19 protein-coding genes and 1 pseudogene are annotated in these 17,517 nt (G+C 66.4%); 9 read left to right on the top strand and 11 right to left on the bottom strand.

Annotated features, from left to right (window positions below; all coding sequences use genetic code 11):
* Positions 1-142: 142 nt before the first annotated feature.
* Positions 143-700: a TetR/AcrR family transcriptional regulator gene (locus tag ABLG96_RS15460; protein ID WP_353648234.1), complete on the bottom strand. Its 558-nt coding sequence runs from the start codon at positions 698-700 to the stop codon at positions 143-145.
* 93 nt (positions 701-793) lie between these two features.
* On the opposite strand from ABLG96_RS15460, the gene ABLG96_RS15455 reads away from it, so the two are divergent.
* On the top strand, positions 794-1,534 hold the full coding sequence (locus ABLG96_RS15455; protein ID WP_353648233.1) for an SDR family oxidoreductase: 741 nt from the start codon (positions 794-796) through the stop codon (positions 1,532-1,534).
* A gap of 226 nt (positions 1,535-1,760) precedes the next feature.
* Here ABLG96_RS15455 and ABLG96_RS15450 read toward each other — a convergent pair whose 3' ends face one another.
* Positions 1,761-2,588: a helix-turn-helix transcriptional regulator gene (locus tag ABLG96_RS15450; RefSeq protein ID WP_353648232.1), complete on the bottom strand. Its 828-nt coding sequence runs from the start codon at positions 2,586-2,588 to the stop codon at positions 1,761-1,763.
* Between the two features lie 108 nt (positions 2,589-2,696).
* On the opposite strand from ABLG96_RS15450, the gene ABLG96_RS15445 reads away from it, so the two are divergent.
* On the top strand, positions 2,697-3,473 hold the full coding sequence (locus ABLG96_RS15445) for an alpha/beta hydrolase (protein WP_353648231.1): 777 nt from the start codon (positions 2,697-2,699) through the stop codon (positions 3,471-3,473).
* Between the two features lie 319 nt (positions 3,474-3,792).
* Here the strand turns inward: ABLG96_RS15445 and ABLG96_RS15440 are convergent, their stop codons facing one another.
* Positions 3,793-4,125: a hypothetical protein gene (locus tag ABLG96_RS15440; RefSeq protein ID WP_353648230.1), complete on the bottom strand. Its 333-nt coding sequence runs from the start codon at positions 4,123-4,125 to the stop codon at positions 3,793-3,795.
* Between ABLG96_RS15440 and ABLG96_RS15435 the strand changes: the two genes are divergently transcribed.
* Positions 4,023-4,838, top strand: a complete 816-nt coding sequence (locus tag ABLG96_RS15435) for an NAD-dependent epimerase/dehydratase family protein (RefSeq protein WP_353651536.1) — start codon at positions 4,023-4,025, stop codon at positions 4,836-4,838. The two genes, ABLG96_RS15440 and ABLG96_RS15435, sit on opposite strands and share 103 nt — an antisense overlap.
* Before the next feature lie 486 nt (positions 4,839-5,324).
* On the opposite strand, the gene ABLG96_RS15430 is transcribed toward ABLG96_RS15435, so the two are convergent.
* Positions 5,325-6,398, bottom strand: coding sequence for an IS630 family transposase (locus ABLG96_RS15430; protein ID WP_353648229.1), 1,074 nt, complete (start codon positions 6,396-6,398; stop codon positions 5,325-5,327).
* 53 nt (positions 6,399-6,451) lie between these two features.
* Here ABLG96_RS15430 and ABLG96_RS15425 point away from each other — a divergent pair, with 53 nt between their 5' ends.
* Positions 6,452-7,477 carry an alcohol dehydrogenase catalytic domain-containing protein gene (locus ABLG96_RS15425; RefSeq protein WP_353648228.1) on the top strand — a complete coding sequence of 342 codons (1,026 nt, stop codon included), beginning with the start codon at positions 6,452-6,454 and terminating at the stop codon, positions 7,475-7,477.
* A 453-nt stretch (positions 7,478-7,930) separates the two neighbouring features.
* Here ABLG96_RS15425 and ABLG96_RS15420 read toward each other — a convergent pair whose 3' ends face one another.
* On the bottom strand, positions 7,931-8,368 hold the full coding sequence (locus ABLG96_RS15420) for a MarR family transcriptional regulator (protein WP_353648227.1): 438 nt from the start codon (positions 8,366-8,368) through the stop codon (positions 7,931-7,933).
* Positions 8,369-8,477: 109 nt separating this feature from the next.
* Between ABLG96_RS15420 and ABLG96_RS15415 the strand changes: the two genes are divergently transcribed.
* Both ABLG96_RS15415 and ABLG96_RS15410 read left to right on the top strand, forming a co-directional pair.
* Positions 8,478-9,092, top strand: a complete 615-nt coding sequence (locus ABLG96_RS15415) for an NAD(P)H-binding protein (protein ID WP_353648226.1) — start codon at positions 8,478-8,480, stop codon at positions 9,090-9,092.
* A 53-nt stretch (positions 9,093-9,145) separates the two neighbouring features.
* Complete coding sequence (locus ABLG96_RS15410) at positions 9,146-10,036, top strand: SDR family NAD(P)-dependent oxidoreductase (RefSeq protein WP_353651535.1); 891 nt, start codon at positions 9,146-9,148, stop codon at positions 10,034-10,036.
* Between the two features lie 791 nt (positions 10,037-10,827).
* Here ABLG96_RS15410 and ABLG96_RS15405 read toward each other — a convergent pair.
* Positions 10,828-11,183, bottom strand: a pseudogene (locus ABLG96_RS15405) (aldo/keto reductase); the annotation flags it as partial.
* Between the two features lie 103 nt (positions 11,184-11,286).
* On the opposite strand from ABLG96_RS15405, the gene ABLG96_RS15400 reads away from it, so the two are divergent.
* Positions 11,287-11,427 carry a hypothetical protein gene (locus ABLG96_RS15400; protein ID WP_353648225.1) on the top strand — a complete coding sequence of 47 codons (141 nt, stop codon included), beginning with the start codon at positions 11,287-11,289 and terminating at the stop codon, positions 11,425-11,427.
* A gap of 134 nt (positions 11,428-11,561) precedes the next feature.
* On the opposite strand, the gene ABLG96_RS15395 is transcribed toward ABLG96_RS15400, so the two are convergent.
* Positions 11,562-11,987: a carboxymuconolactone decarboxylase family protein gene (locus ABLG96_RS15395; RefSeq protein ID WP_353648224.1), complete on the bottom strand. Its 426-nt coding sequence runs from the start codon at positions 11,985-11,987 to the stop codon at positions 11,562-11,564.
* Complete coding sequence (locus ABLG96_RS15390) at positions 11,984-12,877, bottom strand: MBL fold metallo-hydrolase (RefSeq protein WP_353648223.1); 894 nt, start codon at positions 12,875-12,877, stop codon at positions 11,984-11,986. The genes ABLG96_RS15395 and ABLG96_RS15390 overlap by 4 nt, the downstream gene beginning before the upstream one ends.
* A 132-nt stretch (positions 12,878-13,009) precedes the next feature.
* Between ABLG96_RS15390 and ABLG96_RS15385 the strand changes: the two genes are divergently transcribed.
* Both ABLG96_RS15385 and ABLG96_RS15380 read left to right on the top strand, forming a co-directional pair.
* Positions 13,010-13,870, top strand: a complete 861-nt coding sequence (locus ABLG96_RS15385; RefSeq protein WP_353648222.1) for a LysR substrate-binding domain-containing protein — start codon at positions 13,010-13,012, stop codon at positions 13,868-13,870.
* Positions 13,871-14,083: 213 nt separating this feature from the next.
* Complete coding sequence (locus ABLG96_RS15380) at positions 14,084-14,428, top strand: nucleotide disphospho-sugar-binding domain-containing protein (RefSeq protein ID WP_353648221.1); 345 nt, start codon at positions 14,084-14,086, stop codon at positions 14,426-14,428.
* A gap of 1,148 nt (positions 14,429-15,576) precedes the next feature.
* On the opposite strand, the gene ABLG96_RS15375 is transcribed toward ABLG96_RS15380, so the two are convergent.
* From ABLG96_RS15375 to ABLG96_RS15365, 3 genes are all read right to left on the bottom strand, one after another.
* Complete coding sequence (locus ABLG96_RS15375; RefSeq protein ID WP_353648220.1) at positions 15,577-15,957, bottom strand: hypothetical protein; 381 nt, start codon at positions 15,955-15,957, stop codon at positions 15,577-15,579.
* A 170-nt stretch (positions 15,958-16,127) separates the two neighbouring features.
* Positions 16,128-17,054, bottom strand: coding sequence for an NADP-dependent oxidoreductase (locus ABLG96_RS15370; RefSeq protein WP_353648219.1), 927 nt, complete (start codon positions 17,052-17,054; stop codon positions 16,128-16,130).
* Entirely contained in the window at positions 17,051-17,491 is a 441-nt protein-coding gene (locus ABLG96_RS15365; RefSeq protein ID WP_353648218.1) for an ester cyclase, read from the bottom strand. The genes ABLG96_RS15370 and ABLG96_RS15365 overlap by 4 nt, the downstream gene beginning before the upstream one ends.
* Positions 17,492-17,517 lie beyond the last annotated feature (26 nt).

The raw sequence follows: 17,517 nt of genomic DNA, 5'->3' as shown, positions 1-17,517 counted from the left end.
CTCGCGCAGCTCGGGTTTGTAGGGCAGCAGCTTGAAAATTAACCCAAGCTTCGTATCGGGCAGGTTTACAACTTGTTCTCGAATTATTCTTCAGTTATCGGACAGAGTGCAGGAGAATCTCCAACGCGCGGTTCTCGCGTGATCACCAGGTGCGCAGGCCTTGAAGAATGACCGCAACGGCCTTCCTGGACCGGGCCTCCCACTCGGCTGGCGGCACGCGGGTCAGCGCTCCGAGCAGCAGGATCACATCGGTTGCGTCGACGTCGCTACGGACATCGCCTGATTCTTTTGCGCGATCGAGCATGTCGTCCAGGGCCTGGTCGAATCGGTCGTGGTGATCGGCATACAGACCCTGCCAAGCAGTCGCCTCGATCGCCGCGATCACGCCGCGCTTGACCCGCGCGTAGTCCACGATGCGGTCCAGCCACTGCGTCAGAGCCTCGAACGGGGGCAACTTCGCCAGCAACGCGGAGGCCGAGTCCATCAGTTCATGCATCTCCTGCTGGTAGACCTGGGCAAGCAGGTGCTCACGGGTCGGGAAGTGCCGGTAGAGGGTGCCCTGACCCACCCCGGCTGCCTTGGCGACGAGGTGCAATTTGAGCTCGTCGGCTGCGCCGTTGGAGCGCGCCAGCGCGCTGCGCGCCGCGGCGACGATGCGATCTCGGTTGTCGACGGCGTCGGCGCGTTGCGCTCGAGTCACCCGATGGTCCTTCCTTCTCAAGTGGACAGTTGTCCAGTACTGTCGGGCCGTAGCGGACAACTGTCCGCGAGTGTAGACGAGGGAGCGTGTGGCATGAGTGGAGTTGCTGGCAAGGTCTGTGCCATCACCGGAGCAAGCAGCGGCATCGGTGAGGCGATTGCGTTGGAACTCGCCGGCCGCGGCGCGGCGGTAGTGCTCGGCGCGCGCCGCACGGATCGCCTGCAGGGGTTGGCAACCCGGATCGCGGACGCCGGCGGCCGGGTCGCCATCGAACCGGTGGACGTCACCCGGCGAGTGGATCTCGACCGGCTGGTGGGCGCCGCGGTCGAGCAGTTCGGGCGTCTGGACGTGCTGGTCAGCAACGCTGGAATTGCTAGGACCGGCCCGGTGGACGAGCTGGACGTCGACGGTTGGGACGCGATGATCGATGTCAACCTGCGTGGTGTGTTGCACGGAATCGCCGCGGCGCTGCCGATCTTCCGTCGTCAGGGCCGCGGGCATCTGGTGTCGATCATTTCGACCTCTGGGCTCAAGATCGTGCCGACGCAGGCGGTGTACGCCGGCACCAAGAACGCTGTCCGCACGCTGCTGGAGGCGTTGCGTCAGGAGTCCACCGATGGCGTCCTGCGCACCACCTCGATCTCACCCGGCTTCGTCCGTACCGAGCTCCTTGATCACGTGAACGATCCGGACGTCCGGGAGCAGGGCCAGCGCCGGATGGCCGAGATCGGTATCGGTGCCGATGCCGTGGCCCGCGCCGTCGCCTTCGCGATCGAGCAGCCCCACGACGTCGAGATCGGCGATATCACCATCCGGCCCACCGTCCAGAACTGACACCGAACCCCCGTCCGACCGCGCCGATAGACCGCTGCATGCCAGTGGTCGATCCGGCATGCTCCGCGGCCGGCACCATTGGTCGCCGCCGGACGTCGCTCGGCTCAGGCCGAGAAAACGCCGCCTGCAGGGGTCAACCCCGCAACCCGCGAACCACTTCTGACGGGGGGATACCCCATCAGGGCAGATGAAGATAGCTGCTGATCTGGTCCCGAGGGGTCGGGGGTTAGCGGGTGAAACTGGTTGTCTGCCATGAGCCGGGGCGTTGTCCGGTGGCGTTGCGGAAGAACACCGAAAAGCTGGAGGCGTCCAGGAAGCCGAGTTCGGAGGCGCATCTGCTGGTGGTGAGCCGGTCGTGGGCAAGCAGCCGTTGAGCTTCCAACACGAGACGGTCGGTGAGGTAGGTCTTCGCCGTCTGGCCGGTAGCTTGCTGAACGGCCCTGGACAGGGTCCGCGGCGCATAGCCCATGACCTGGGCGTAGTAGCCGGCGTCGTGGTGAACGCGGAAGTGGGCCTCGACGTGGCAGCGGAACAACCGGAAGATGGTGTTCTCGGGGCGAGCCCTGGCTGGCGGCGGCCTGAGCCGAGCCACGAGTGCCGACACCAGGATTTCGAGGAGTTCGGTCGTTGGGCCAGTCGGTGCCGCAGATGCCTCAAGCCGAAGGTGGGTCATCGCGGCCGCCACCAGCTCCCACTGATCGACCGGGATGCGCCATCCGGCGACCAGGTCCGGCGCTGCGACGAGCTTCCGGGTGGCGGGTGTGACCGGGGCGGTAGGGACGAACAGCACGACGTGGCCTGCCACGTCGGCCATTTGATCCCAACGGTGCACGGCGCCAGGCGCGATCCATATCGCGGTCCGCGCAATGAGCAGATAGCTGGAGAAGTCGATCGAGACCGATCCGTGCCCGGCTTGGATGACGGCCAGGACGTGGAAGTCGGCCCGTTGCGTTCTACCGTCGTTGAGCTTGCGGAGCCGGTCGAATGTCATCACCTCGACCGGGCGCGCCACCGCACCGGCAGGTTGCCAGGTCAGCTGCCGAATCTTTGACATGTCCACTTTCCACTACCGGCGGTCCATTCCGACCGCTGCGCCAGCCTCGGGCCTGCGGTGCAATAGACACCAAGAGCACACACTGTGAATATCATCAGAGGAGCGATTATGCACGCCGCCGAGCAGCAGGTCCTACCCGCTTACGACCACCGCCGGGGGAGCGGGCCCACGCTGGTGTTCCTTCACTACTGGGGCGGTTCGGCGCGTACGTGGACTCTTGTCGCCGACCGCCTCGCCGACCACGATGTTCTGACCATGGACTTCCGCGGGTGGGGCCGGTCCCGGGGCCTTCCCGGCCCGTACACACTGAGTCAACTCGCCGCCGACACCCTCTCCGTGCTGGACGATGCCGGCGCCCGTGACTATGTGCTCGTTGGTCATTCGATGGGCGGCAAGGTCGCACAACTGGTGGCCGGCACCCGCCCCGCCGGTCTCCGCGGGCTCATCCTGGTGGGATCAGGACCGGCCAGGGCCGGGGCGCAGATCACGACCGGGTACCGGGAACAGCTCTCGCACGCTTATGACAGCGAAGAGTCAACGGCGGCCGCGCGCGACAACATTCTGACCGCAGGAGCGCTTTCCGACGAGCTCAAGGCACAGATCGTGACCGACTCCCGGTCCAGCGCCGACGCCGCCCGCACCGAGTGGCCCTTACGAGGAATCGCCCAGGACATCTCCGAACGCACCCAACTGGTGGACGTCCCCACCCTGGTCATCGCCGGGGAGAACGACCACGTCGAGCCCCTCGAGGTCCTGCAACAAAACCTGATCCCCTACCTGCCAGGCGCACAGTTGTTGGTGATCCCGAGCACCGGACACCTGATCCCCCTGGAGGCGCCCACCGAGCTGGCCAACGCAATCTCCGACTTCTCTCCGGCCACCTGACCTGCCGCCCATGGCGGTCATTAGCAGGACGTCACGGCATCATCTGCAAGGTTCGACGGAACGATGTGCCCCGGTGGCCGGCATGTAAACCACCGCTCGCAGGCGTCCAGGCAGGATCGCCACGGCGGGTGTCCTGGCTGGTGGGGTGACCCGGGGCGCTGACTTCGGCTGACCTGCGGTGAGCGGTGTTGGGTCACCTATCTTCTATCTTCACGACTGGTTTCGCCGGTAGAGACGGCGAAGGCTCCCGCGGTACATCCCCCTACGTCGGCACCGGGGGGGGGGTGGGTCCTGCACCGTCACCGCTGGCGAAGAGCGGTCAGCGGGATCCGGCCCACCCGGAGACGGTGGAGAGGTGGCGGGCGCAGATGCGCTCGGCGTCATCCCGCGGAACGTCGAACATGGAAAGCAGGTAGAGCGCCAGTTGGTCGGCGGCCCGGTCGAGGGCGTCCGGTGTGGCACTGCTGGTGACGCCAAGGTCGAGAACGCCGAGCAACGCTCCGCCGACACAGGCCAGGGCGACCTCCGGATCGCCGACGACGAAACGACCTGCCTCCCGGGCGGCCAGAATGTCACGACGCGCGCGGCGCGAGTCCGGTCTGGGCGGCGACCGGCTGCACCTACGGGCTGCACATCGCCTCGCCGTTTCCATCGGTGAGCCCGAAAAACGACGCCGAATTGGTGCAACCCGCGCGTAATGGGACCCTGTGGGTGCTGGCCACCGCACGTGAGGCCGGGGTCAGGCGGGTGGTGATGACCTCCTCCACCGCGGCGGTGGCCTACGGCCGAGGCGGGCGCGAAAAGCCGTTCACCGAAGCGGACTGGTCGGATGAGACGAACCGGTCCGACCAATCGGGTTACGAACGCTCCAAGACCATCGCCGAACGGGCGGCGTGGACCTGGATGGAGCAGCAGGGCCATGCGCTTGAGCTGGTCACCATCTGCCCGGGCGCGGTCCTGGGGCCGGACCGGTCGGCCTCCATCGACATCATCGCCCGCCTGCTGGAAGGGTCACTGCCCGGGCTGGCCAGATTCGGCTGGCCGCTGGTGGACGTCCGCGACGTCGCCGCCCTGCACCTGTTGGCGATGACGGACCCTCGCGCGGCCGGCCAGCGTTACCTCGCTGCGGGCGATTTCGCCTGGATGAGCGACATCGCGGGTGTGCTCCGCGAGCGGGTGCCCCGGCGGACCCAGCCCAGCCCGCTGGTACGCGCCTCCGGGCTGGTCGACCGCGCCGTCCGCAGCCGGTTGTACGAGCTCGGCAAACACCGAGCGGTCACAGCTGAAAAGGCACGCCTTGAACTAGGTTGGACGCCGCGATCCAACGAGGACGCCATCGTCGCGACCGCCCAGAGCCTGGCATAGCCCGGCCGCACTGTCGCGCCGGTACGAATTGCCGGTTGCTGGCACGACGCGTTCACCGGTAAAGGCGGTGTGAGCAGTTGCTCTGGCCGTGAGAGGCGTTGGTGGGCTGGTCAGGTTCGGATGGGAGATCCGAGACCGCGGTGATGAGTATGCGAAACCTGCTGAACTATCGCCGATGGGCGCAGACGAATCCGCCGAGCCGGCGGTGGGACTCAGGTAGCGGCGATATCGCTCAGCGGCGTGCCGATGGTGGCGGTGGCAGCGTTGCGATCCCAGCCACCGGCGAGAACGCCGATCGCGTGAGCCGAGTCGAAGTCCATCGCGCCAGGACTTGTCAGCCGGGATTGCCCATCAAACGATAGAATGTTCCCTGCAACAATGACGCCAGGGTAGGAGGCGACGTTCTCGGTGCCCCGCCCGCATGATGGGCACTGCCTCGCGATGTACCCACCATTGCACAATCGAAAAGTTGTTGAAAGGACGGCCCTAGTGTCGCGTTTCTGAAGTTGCTTGATGGTTGGCCTTTCGGAGGATCTGCTCGGTGGTCTTGGTCCAGACGAAGGGGTGTTTGCGGTCGTTCCAGCCGGTGATGAACTGCCGGATCTTCGCGTTGAGGTCCTTCACGCTGGTGAAGATCCCGCGGCGGATGGCCTGCTTGTCGATGATCCCGAACCACACCTCGACAAGGTTCAGCCACGACCCGGACGTCGGGGTGAAGTGCAGGTGGAATCGTGGGTGCTTTTCCAGCCATGTCTTCACCTCCGGGGTCTTGTGAGTTGCGTAGTTGTCCATCACGAGGTGCAGTTCCTGCTCGGGGTAGGCGCGGTCGAGCTGGCGCAGGAACGCCAGGAACTCCTGCCGGCGGTGCTTCGGCTTCACCGCCCCGGTGATCTGCCCGGTCGCGACTTCCAGCGCCGCGAACAGGGTTGTCGTGCCATGGCGTTTGTAGTCGTGCGTGCGCTTCTCCGCATCGCCCACCCGGACCGGAAGCATCGGTGCGGTCCGGTCCAACGCCTGGATCTGGGACTTCTCATCCACACACAACACGACAGCGTTTTCCGGCGGCGCCAGGTAGAGACCAACGACGTCGGTGACCTTGCCGACAAGCTCCGGATCGGTGGAGAACTTGAACGTCTCAGATCGCCAGGGTTGCACCCCGAAAGTCCGCCAGGCCCGCGCGACCGTCGCGTTCCCGATGTTCAGGTGTCCCGCCAACAGCCGGGACGACCAATGGGTCACCCCGTACTTCTTCGGCGGCGGCGTCAACGTCGCTGCGATGATCCGCTGATTATCGACCTGCTTGGGTCGCCCCGCACGAGGAGCATCCAGCAGACCAGTCAGACCGGTTGCGGCATAACGGCTGCGCCACTTCCACACCGTCGTCGTCGTTGATCCGACCTCGATCGCGATCCGCGCATTCGCGACCCCGTCCGCCGCAAGCAACACGATCCGGGCCCGCAACACCAACCCCGCACGCATCGCCGTCGAACGCGTCCACGACACCAACTTGTCCCGATCGCCGTCCCAGAGCACCAACGGCGGGGCTGGAGAATTTGCCATACCCGATTCTCTCAGCCCAGCAACCATTTAGGAACTAACGACACGCGACACTAGTGCGTGCACTGTGGTTCGAAGACGTCGGCCAACTCATCTGGCGGGAGGTCGAGGACCTCGTGGTAACCCATCCGCTGGAAGCGATCGTGCGTCCTGTCGCCTCGACGACGTGCGATTTGGATCGGGCGATCGTGCATGGCCTGGTACCGCTGGGCAACGGGTTCCCGATCGGGCACGAATGCGTGGCCGAGGTGCTCGAGGTCGGTGCTGCTGTACACCGGGTAGCGGTCGGGGATCTTGTCGTCGTGCCGTGGCACATCAGCTGCGGTGTATGTCCGCCGTGCCGAAATGCGTTGCCGACGGCCTGCACGACGGTCCCGGGGCTGCAGGGCTACGGCGCGTCGATCGCCGGTGACTGGGGGGGCTTGTTCTCCGAGCAGGCGCGGGTCCCGTACGCCGACGCCATGCTCACCCGGCTGCCCCCCGGGGTCGAGCCGGCGGCGGCCGCCGCGGTCAGCGACAACCTCACCGACGCCTTCGTCTGCGTCACTCGGGGGCTCAGCCGGCACCCCGGCGCTCGTGTGTTGGTGGTCAGCAGCCTGCCCAGCCTGGGGCTTTTCGCGGTCGACCAGGCGCTGGCCGCGGGGGCCCGGTCGGTCGACTACGTCGATAGGAGCGGTCGGCGCCGGGAGGTGGCCCGAGCCCTGGGCGCCGATGTGGGGGCTGAAGTGGACGCCGGTACCCAACATTTGCAATACCCGGTCGTCATCGGCGCCACCAGCGACGGTGGGCTCTTGCGTGAGGCTGTGCTGTGTCTGGCGCCCGGCGGGCACCTGTCCAACGCTGGGATGTTTTTTGCTGATACCCCGCTGCCGCTGTGGGAGATGTACCAGCGAGACGTGACGGTCTCGGTCGGCGCGGTCAGTGTCACCCCGCACGTGCCAGCTGTGTTGGACCTGCTGCGGTCGGGCCGGTTGCGCCCTGAGCTGGTGATCTCGGTCCATGATTCCGAAAAGGCGCCGGAGGTGTTGTTGGACCGGGCGATGAAACCGGTCCTGGTACGTCAGCAACTCATCGGCTCCTGACCCTGCGAGAGCCATCGATTATGGGTGATCTACCCACCATGAGGACGTCGCCACTGAGCCGCCGCGATCTTCGTGGACCACGTCCCTGGTCCACAGCCCCACCCGGCCCGTTCTTTCAAGCACTAGGCCTGCAGTAAGCAGACCAGCAGATCTTCCGGTATGCAGCTTTCCGGCCGGGAACTGCGCCAACCTCCGCGGCCGGCCCGGGCCGAGACCTGACCGAACTCGCGCCTGCGTACTGCTGCCCAGGTCGTCGCGAACAAGGGCCCGTCGACGCAACGGTCGATGCCCCGCGATGGCCGCTTCCCTGATCAAGAATGCGCCCTTGATCAGCTGACCACAGCGCAGATCGCCGCTCTGGCCCACGGGCTCTCCGGGTCAACGCGGCAGCTTCGTCGTTCCTGCGCTTCGGGTCAACGGCCCTGATCCAGACCAACTGCGATCAGCTTGTCGTCACGGCGAGGCGAGGGCCACTGTCAGCAGTTGATGGAGGCGGTACTGGTCCTGCAGGGTGAGGCGGGCGATGGGTGAACGGGTGGTGATAGCGGCGACGAGGGTGTTTCTGGCTTGCCGGCCGCGGGGTGTCAGGTGCAGGGTCTTGACTCTTCGGTTGCCGGGATCGACCTCTCGGGCGGCGAGGTTCTTCGCTTCGAGCCGATCGGCCAGGAAGGTGACGGTCGAAGGATCGCAGCGCAGCTTGTGGGCCAGTTCGCGCATCGACGGCGCGGGCGCCTGCGGGTCCAGCTGCCACAGCGCGTCGGCCAGCGGCTGCGTCAGATCGAGCTCGCGCAGGACGTCGGCGATCAACCCCAGGGTCCGGTCTGAAAGACCCAGGACGAGGTCCACCAGGGCATAGACCAGCGGTTCTCCGGCAGCGAGATCGTCGACCACAACACCAAGCGTACTTGGAGAATCCAACCCTTGACAACTCCAATGGATAGCAGCAAACTGAGGCCGTCCCTTGGAGACTCCAACTGTGCGTCCGGGGTGGGAGGTTGTCATGCGGATCGTCGTGTTCGGTGCCACTGGTGGAACCGGAAGCCAGGTGGTGCGGCAGGCTGTGGCCGCCGGCCATGAGGTGACCGCGGTGATCCGGCGCTCGGGTGCGCTGGCCGCGCAGCAGCGCCTGCAGGTGGTGGTGGGCGCGCTGGATGAGATGGATGTGGTGGAAAACGCCGTACGCGGTCAGGACGTGGTGATCAGCGCCCTGGGCACCGACCGGAAGGGGCCCACCACCGTGTGCACCGACGCCATCGGTGTGATCCTCACAGCGATGCGCACCCAGCACCTCGGCCGGCTCTTGGTCGTCAGCGCCTACGGCGCCGCCGACACCCACGACCGGTCACTGTATTCCAGGCTTCTGTGGGCCATGAAGGGTGACAGCATGCGTGACAAGGAATCGATGGAGGCCCTGGTCCGCGAGTCGGAGGTGGACTGGACCATCGTGCGTCCCCCGGCGCTGACGAACGGCCCGTCCACCGGCGCCTACCGGACGGGCACCGACCTGCCGATCGGTCTCAGATCCAGGATCTCCCGGGCGGATCTGGCTGGTTTCCTGCTCCGCGAGAGCGCAGCGCCGGCCTTCACCAAACTTGCGCCCAGGATCACCCGGTGAGCGCCGACCACCCGGGCACCGACCGCTGGCCCTCATGGACGGACAAGGTGTGCATGGTCACTGGCGCGACCGGCGGGATGGGCCGGGCCATCAGCACAGATTTCGCCCGCCGCGGCGCGACCGTGGTGCTCGTCGCCCGGACCCAGGCCGGCGGTGAGGACGCCCGCGCCGTCATCGTCGCGGCGACCGGCAACCCCCGCGTGCAGGTGCTCACAGCAGACCTGTCCGACCAGGCCTCCATCCGCCATCTCGCCGAGCAGTTCCGGGAACACCACGACCAACTGCACGTACTGGTGAACAACGCCGGCGCGCACTTCCGCGACCGCGCCCTGAGCGTCGACGGCGTCGAAATGCACCTGGCCGTCAACCACCTGTCGTGGTTCCTGCTCACCCGCCTGCTCCTTGACCCGCTCGAAGCTGGCGCACCTGCCCGCATCGTCAACATCGGCTCCCAATCCATGGCCGATACCCGACAGGTGAAGATCCGCCGCAGGCCACGGCCGGCGACCCTGGATCTGGCCGACCTGAACAGTGAACGCAACTTTCAGCCGATGACGGTCTACGCCACCGCTAAACTCGAAATGATCATGTGTAGCTACGTCCTGGCCAGACGCCTTCTCGGCACCGGCGTCACCGTCAACACCGCCCACCCCGGCATCACCGCCACCAACATCGTCGACGCCATCTCCGCCCCGGCGCTCAAACCCTTTCTCGGCATCGTCAAACGGTTTCTGCTCACCCCCGAACAGGGTGCCCAAGCCGCCATCCACCTGGCCACCGCCCCGGAACTGGAAACGACGACCGGCCGCTATTTCATCAAGCAAACTCTGGCCCGCTCACCCGAGGTCTCCTACAACACCGCGCTGCAGGAACAACTCTGGGCCGCCAGCTCCGACCTCGTCGGTCTCCCGCGCTGGCCTGACCCTGCCGAGGACGCCCGCTAGCCGGACCGGCACGCCTGAACTGTTTTCTCGCCGGTCATCAACCGAAGGCGTCCCGGCGCGGGCGCCGGAATCGTTGGTCGGCCCGCGCCTCAGGAACCTCGTGCGTTGGCCGCGTGTGGCGGGCAGGTCGCCGTATCAGCGCACGGGGATCAGTTGCGAACCAGCAACATTTCCCGCCCACGGCTACCACCGCTTCGGTCAGAATGGCGGCGGTGGCTCCGGCACTGGCGATGGCGCCATCGGGCGGCAGCTCCACACCAGTCGGTGAGGGCGAACAGCTCCTGGGCACTCACGGCAATGGCAACGTCTGGCCGCAGCTGGGCGAACGCTCGCACCGCGGCGGGTGCTTCGGCACCCAACCGGTGTCAACCAAAGGGCTAGCCCAGGACCTCGCGGAGCAAAAAATCAGAGACGAAGGCCACCCGCGCGCCCACGTCACGACACTCGGCGACCGGCTGCTTGGTTGTGCGTGCAGGGCCCACAGGGTCGGTGACCGCCTCGCCCAAGCGGAACGACATCAGGAAATAGCGGTAAGCGGTGGCCTCCGGCAGACGCGCTCCCGCAGCGAGGGCACCGCTGATCCGGCTTCACGACCGCACCCCCGTACCGCCCGGTCTGGCCCGAGGCGCAGTCCCGCGACCTGCGACCGAGCTCATCGAGGCGACAGAACGTGGCCGGGCCAGGACATGTGAAGGTAGCGTCAGGCATGGCCGAGGCCGTCGCGATGGGCAGCTTCAGGACTCCCATCATGGGAGATCTCAAGTCGGAGAACCCTTGCGGTCCCGGATTATTCAGCTGCTGATGTCCTCCAGCTCTGCCACGTCTTCGGGAGATAGGGACAGTCCGCGCCTGCGACATTCTCCCGTAGATGCGCCCTGTTCGACGTGCCGGGGATGAGCAGGATGTTCGGGGAACGCTGCAGCAGCCAGGCCGGCGCGACCGACATCGGAGTCGTCCCCAGGCGTCCGGTCACCGCCAAGAGCCCGGAGGACTGCAACGGGGTGCAACCGCCGAGGGGGAAGAACGGCACATCCGCGATACCTTCGGCGGCGAGCGGGCCGATCGGATCGTCGTCGTGGCGGTGAGCAAGGTTGTACATGTTCTGAACGCAGACGATCGGGGTGATGCTCTGCGCCTCCGCGGCCTGCGAAATACGTGACCCACCAACAGGAACCACGTGCGACCTGTGACAAGGATGGCAGCCCTGAGGCGGACTGCAGCCCAGCTGGGGTACAACGCTTTCCTGGGGAATGCCCAGTCGCCAACTGCTCGAACGGATCTCGGACAAGTGGGTCGTCCTGATCCTGTGCGCGCCCGGCGTAGGCATCGGCCCAACTGCCGCGCTCGACGCGCCGCAGGCGATGCGCTACTCGGAGATCTCTCCTGCGTAGGTCTGGTCACCCGCAGCGTGACGCTTGTCCTTTCAGCACGTGAGGCGGGGACTCAAAAGCTGGGCCAGGCGCAGATGACGGAGGTGTGTCGCTCGATGATCGCGCAAGCTACGACGCCCAGACCACCTGACACTTCATCGTGTTGCGGCGAACAACGCGTGCACGGTTTCCATGGCCTGGGAGGCTCGTGGGTATCCGACGTAGCCGGCCAGCAGCGTCATCAAGGCGGTGAACGAGTCCTCGTCGAGGCCATGTTTTCGACCCAGCTGCAGGTGGGTGTCCAGCCGATCACCGGATATGCCCTGCGCGGTCAGTGCGGTGATGATGGCGATGCTTCGGTCCCGACCGGTGAACGCCGGGTGTGCCCATGCGGCTCCGCCGGCGCCCTGCAGCGCCTCTTCGGTGAACACCGGACCGACCCGGCCGGTAAAGGCTGCCAGCACCTGCGGTGCTGGTACCGCGAAAATCTCGGCGTAGGCGGCGATACCGCGGTCCCTTCGACCTTGGAAGTCCTCGGTACCGGCCGGTTCGCTTCCGCCGGCGGGCGTTGGACCGGTCATGCCGCGTGTTCGGAGCACAAGCAACCCACGCCGGCGGCGATCCATTCCGGTGCGGCCCAGTCGGGGTGCCGGGTGATCATCAGGGCTCGGACCTCTTCGACGATGGTTTCCTGGCTCATGGCCGAGTCCCGGCGGATCCACGTCTCATCGCGCAGTAGTTCAAGGTAATCCGAGACGTCGGTGAGCAGTCGCGGGCCGCCGACGTCGCCGTGGCCGGGAACAACCACCTGCGGGCGTTGCGCGGCCAGGTTCTGCAGCACCTGGATCCAGCGGATGCCCGATACATCGGTGTCGTGCGGTGGGAACCAGGGGAAGATCGCGAACTGCCCGGTCTCGGCCAGATCGCCGGTGAACAACACCCCGGCATCGGGAACCTTCACGACCTGGTCGCCGCTACTGTGCGCCCGGCCGGTGGCTTGCAGCTGCACCACCCGGCCGCCCAGGTCCAGCTCGTACGAATCGTCGTAGACCAGGTCTGGGGTGGCCAACTCGACGCCTTCCAACTGCTGGGCGACCGGTTCGCCCAACCCCCGGAACATCTCCAGGTACCCGGGGCCTTTCGTGGACAGATCGTGGGCCTGCGCCTGGTTGATCAGGAACGTGGCGTGGCCGGCGAACACCTGCGCGCCGAACGCGTGCTCGGGATGAAAATGGGTGGTCGTCAGGTACAACTTGCGACCCGCTGCGTAGTCGGCCGCGAAATCCAGAACCTTCTGGGCGTTGCGCGGTCCCATTCCGGTGTCCACCACCAGCACGGCCTGCGCGCCGCCGATGATCCCGATGTTGGGTACCAGCCCGACCCGCCGGTTGGGGATCACCACCAGGTCGGGAGCCAGTTCCTGGACATCGGATATCTGCACCACCGGGTCGGGGAGTTCGTATTCAGCCATCACACCTGTTCCTTTGCGAAGATTGGCCGCCTGGTTTCGCAGGCGATCGATAGTGCCAGTCCATCGCGCGTTGGGCCCGAGTTCCAACACCACTTCCGCATACCCGATACCGTGCGGGTATCGTCGCGGTTCATGGACCTGCGAGCACTAAGTTATTTCGTGGCCGTCGCTCAGGAACGCCACTTCGGGCGGGCTGCGGTCCGACTGCACATGACGCAGCCGCCGCTGAGTCGAGCCATCAAACGTCTGGAAGACGACCTCGGTACCGTGCTGCTGCTCCGTTCCGCAGCCGGGGTCACCCTCACCGCCGCCGGGGCCGTGCTCTACGACGAGGCCCGCACTCTTTTGGAGCAGGCCGACCAGCTACGCACCAGAGTTTTGGGCGTGGCCGGCGCCGCCACCGTCACCGTCGGTGTCCTGGCCGACAGTGGCGAGCAGGCCGGGCACCGCCTCGCCGCCGCCTTCCGAAAGCGCCATCCACACGTCCGCATCGCCATCCGGGAGGCGGACTTCACCGACCCGAGCACCGGCTTGCGGGCCGGCCTGGTCGATGTTGCCCTGACCCGGGCGCCATTTGACACCACCGGAATCGGCACCCACGTGTTGCGTGCGGATCCTGTCGGGGTGGTCCTGCGTACCGACGACCCACTCGCCCAGCACGACGCCCTGCAAATGCGTCAGCTGGTTGACCGGGAGTGGTTCCAGCTGCCCGAAGGAACCGATCCGCTCTGGCGCGCCTACTGGAACGGCACCGCGACAGACACGCCACGGCGCCACGGTCCGGTGGTCCGCACCATCCATGAGTGCCTGCAAGCTGTGCTCTGGAACGGCACCATCGGGCTTGCCCCCCTGGTCCACGATCTACCCGCCGGGCTCAGGTCGGTGCCGCTGATCGACATGCCGCCCAGCCGTCTCATCCTCGCCTGGAACCAGACCAACACCAACCCGCTCATCAGCTCATTCACCCGTATCGCCGCCGAAATATATCGATAACGCCCGGTGGACGCCCCGACGCGAGACGCAGCTGCCCCGGTGCCCTCCAAGGGTTTGTCGAGCAACAGCACCCTGACCGCGGCGCTCCACCGGCAGACCAATGAAATTGCACTGCGGACACGATTGCCCTCGAGGCGTTGGCCGCCCAGGACGTCCTGGTCGTGGCCGCTCTGGGTCGCGACGCGGCGGACCTGCCAGGTCCGATACCGGCCAATGCTCGGGTGGAGCAGGTTCATCCCGTTCGGGGCCCTGTTCCGCCGTGCCGACGTGTTCGTGACCAACGGCGGCTTCGGGGCCACCCAACAGGCCCTGGCCTGCGGAATCCCCGTGGTGGTTGCCGGTGCCACCGACGACAAGCCCTCGGTCGCAGCCCGGGTCGCCGCTCGCGGCGTCGGGGTCGAGCTGGGCACCGCAACACCGGAACCGGCGCGGATCAAAGACGCCGTCCTGGGTCTGCTGCTCGACCAGGCGACCCGCACGCGGGTGGCCGTTCTCGCCCAGGAATACCACGATCACGACGCGGTAGCCGAAGTGGAACAACTCGCCGATCTTTTCTGAGCGGCGCCCAGGCACCCGACCCGCCGCCGGCCACCCGGTCGCAGGTGAGCTGCCGCCCCTGTCGTTTTCTTCGCCCCGCCGGCTGCTGTTGCGCCGGCCTGAATCCGGGTGCAGCGGCTTGCGGAGTCGCCGACCCCGCGACTTCGGGCTGGGGATTCACATCCATGGGTGCCGGTGGGTGGGGCGCCACTGGAATCGTGGAAGATCCCGTCCGTGTGATGTCTCAGAGACCACTGTGAGAAAGCAGTACCAGCATGATGCAGAGTCCACGACAAGGAGACCGCATGTTGAGAAAAGCTTTGGCGATTGCCGGTGTGGTCGTCGCGATGGTGGCCGGCTCCGCCGAGCAGGCAGCCGCGGCCGCACCGGTCAGCACCATCGGCTCTGCCGCTCAGAGCACCTGCCTGGATGCAGCCCCCGCCGATCCCGGCGGAGACATGGCCGGTCACCGGTGCACTGCCGGTACATCGCAGTCCTTCGCGTCGCAACCGATTTCGGGTGCGCCCGCCAGGACCTATCAGATCATCAGCCAGTCCTCCGGGTTGTGCCTGGACCAGTATCGGTTCGGGATCCGGCAGGAATCATGCACCGGATCCGTACCACCCGATGCCAGCAATACCGAATGGACGTTGACCCAGCAGGGCAGCAGCGGTAACCGGTACAACTTCGTGGTCACGACCACCGTCGGAACGCCTTCCCCACGATGTGTGCAGGTCTACCCCACACCACCTGGATACGTCGGGCCCCGTTTCGCAATCTCACCGTGCAACTCCAACGAACCTTCGCAAACGCTGACCCTGTCCGCCGCGCCATGACCCGCCGACATCCAGGGCTGTTGTGACGTTTCCGCGGGTGGTCATCGGCCGTCGTAGCGACCGGAGAAAACCCGCCGCTACCGCATGCCCGGCCCGCGGAAGTCGATGTTGTCATCAACCGGCGCGGCCACCGCTGCAACGTCTGGACTCAACGAGGCGATCAAGTCGTGCACAGCGGCAGCGCCGACCTGTCAGCCGTGAGCATCGGCGTCGGTCACCGTCGTCACATCTTTCTCCAAATGGACGAAATACAGATCCTGGACCAGGGGCCGCGCAAAAACTGGGTCGCTGGGAAAGGGCCCGAATTTCTCCGGTGCGGTGAAGCCTTGTCGTTCATAGTAGGAAATCAGCTGAGCTTGTCGATCCAGTACAGATATTTTCAACCTGGTCGCCCCGTATCTGGTCTTCGCGATCACTCCCCCTCGGCCAGGACCCGGCGGCCCACGCCGCGTGCCTGCACGCCCGGGTCCACTGCGAAGGTCCCGAAATAGACGACGCCGCGGCCCGATCCTGGAGTCGGCAGCACGCCACCACGCGCATCCCGTCGGTCAGGAACAACATCATCGAACCGGGCGCGAGGATCACCTCACACACGCCGGACTCATCGATGCGGTCGCCGCCGACAAACTCGGCCTCACTGGTCCAGCCCTGCTCACTGGCCTGGCCCCGGTAGGCCGACCGGATCAGGTCCACCAGTACCGGGGCGTCAGCCACCGTCGCATTCCTGAACACACCTTCCGCGGTTGACATGCGCCCCTCTCGGGCGTGCCCGGATGCTTTCGGATCCGGGCGGAAGATGCCCTGCTCGGCGCAGGGCATTCATCCCCGCAGTATCGCTGAGCTGAGGATCCACCGCGCTGCCGACCGCCGACCACGGCGACGGGTCACGGAGCGTAGGGGGTCAGGATGATTTTACCTTTGGCGTGGCCGGCGGCAAGGTATTCCAGGGCCTCGCGGCCCTGCTGGAGGTCCAGTGTGCGGTCGAGCAGAACCCGGATGCTGTCATCGAGCATCGCTGTGACGGCGGCGAGCCGCTGGGGATCGGAGGCGTGGAAGACAAATTCGGCGCGGAGCCCCCGTGAGGCTGCACGTTCGGTGTCAGGTGGCATCGGGACGGCAACCAGTAGTCCGCCCGGGCGCAGGACGTCCAGGGAATGCTCCTCCACCGCGCCACCGACGGTGTCGATGACGACGTCGACACCTGCGAGTTCGGCGCCGAACGGCCCGGCGGTGTGGTCCAGCACTTCATCTGCGCCGAGGTCGTGGGCGATCTGCACGCCGGCGCCGGAGGCGGTGGTGATGACCTGGGCGTGGAGTTGGTGGGCCATCTGGACGGCGAAACTGCCCACACCGCCGGCGCCGGCGTGGATCAGCACCTTCTGCCCGGCCTGAACCTGCGCAACCTCGGTCAGCGCCTGCCAGGCGGTCGCGGCGGCGGTGGCCGCACCGGATGCCAGGAACAGCGGTATCGAGGTGGGCGCGGTCACCAGCTGGTCGGCCGGGACCACCGCGAACTCGGCGTAGCCGCCGCCGGCGGAGGGATCCAGCCGGGCCACCACCCGGTCCCCGACCGCCCACCCTTGGACCCGGTCACCCAGGGCGGTGATGGTTCCGGACACGTCGGTGCCCAGGGTGTACGGGAATTTCACGGGAAAGAACTCGTGCATGTAGCCGGCGGTGATCTTCAGATCCAGGGGATTGGTGGCGGCCCCTGCGACGTGGATCAGCACTTCGCCGGGACCGGGGGAGGGCTCCGCGACGTCGGTGAGGGTGGGGGTGTCGCTGTAGCGGGTGATCTGGATGGCTTTCACTGGGTGTCCTTGCTGATCTGCGGGGCCTGACCGACCTGGTTGAAAAATCCGAACCAGTCCTCCAAGTGCCAGGTTCGAGCAAGCCGCCCGCCTTGGATGTCATGAAATTCGTGGATCGGGATGTGAACCGCTCGGCCGGTCGCGGGGATGCCGAACATGTCGCCGGTGTGGGTGCCGCACATTTCGGCGCGGACCCCGATCTTGCCGTTCCCATCCGGTCCGCGCCCGTCGATCACGTCGTGCACGAGGATGTGGAAGTCGGTGAAGGACGCCCCGATTGCCTTGATCATCGGTTTGATGCCATCGGGGCCGGGTTCCTGCCCCGGGCCCAGCGGGATGTCTTCCCAGTCGGGGGTGACGACACCGTCCAACAAATCGGTGTCGCCGGAGAACGCCCGGTAGAACGTCTTGACGATGTGCTGCAGTGAATCGGGCATGCGCGATCTCCTCGGTGATGACAGGA

The organism is Nakamurella sp. A5-74, assembly GCF_040438885.1.
Classification (GTDB): Bacteria; Actinomycetota; Actinomycetes; order Mycobacteriales; family Nakamurellaceae; genus Nakamurella.
This window is presented reverse-complemented; position numbering and strand designations above follow the sequence as displayed.